The 494-nt window shown below is 47.8% G+C and carries 4 tRNA genes; all 4 read left to right on the top strand.

The features are described 5' to 3' along the window. Nucleotides 1-90 precede the first annotated feature (90 nt). The 4 genes from HMPREF2876_RS08220 (at nucleotide 91) to HMPREF2876_RS08235 (ending at nucleotide 447) form a co-directional block, all read left to right on the top strand. Nucleotides 91-164: transfer RNA gene (locus tag HMPREF2876_RS08220), tRNA-Arg, on the top strand. A 41-nt stretch (nucleotides 165-205) separates the two neighbouring features. Further along, nucleotides 206-279, top strand: a tRNA-Pro gene (locus HMPREF2876_RS08225). A gap of 6 nt (nucleotides 280-285) precedes the next feature. Then, nucleotides 286-359: transfer RNA gene (locus tag HMPREF2876_RS08230), tRNA-Met, on the top strand. A gap of 14 nt (nucleotides 360-373) precedes the next feature. Then, a tRNA-Ile gene (locus HMPREF2876_RS08235) sits at nucleotides 374-447 on the top strand. Nucleotides 448-494: the final 47 nt, after the last annotated feature.

The raw sequence follows: 494 nt of genomic DNA on the forward strand, positions 1-494 counted from the left end.
GGCGGTTAGAGGTTCGACTCCTCTAGGGTGCATAAAGAGATTTGACTTTTTTTGTATTTGTGATATAATGATTTTATATTCATAGAAAGAGCACCCTTAGCTCAACTGGATAGAGTACCTGACTACGAATCAGGCGGTTAGAGGTTCGACTCCTCTAGGGTGCATAGAAAAGAAGTCTCCTAGGACTTCATTTTTTCTATCCATACGGGAAGTAGCTCAGCTTGGTAGAGTACTTGGTTTGGGACCAAGGTGTCGCAGGTTCGAATCCTGTCTTCCCGATACTATGGCGGTGTAGCTCAGCTGGCTAGAGCGTCCGGTTCATACCCGGGAGGTCGGGGGTTCGATCCCCTTCGCCGCTATAATTGATCTTGTTGGACCTTTAGCTCAGCTGGTTAGAGCTCTCGGCTCATAACCGAGTGGTCGTAGGTTCAAGTCCTACAAGGTCCATTTTGTTATATTGTGGAGGATTACCCAAGTCCGGCTGAAGGGAACGG

This window comes from Streptococcus sp. HMSC073A12, from assembly GCF_001812815.1.
Classification (GTDB): domain Bacteria; phylum Bacillota; class Bacilli; order Lactobacillales; family Streptococcaceae; genus Streptococcus; species Streptococcus vaginalis.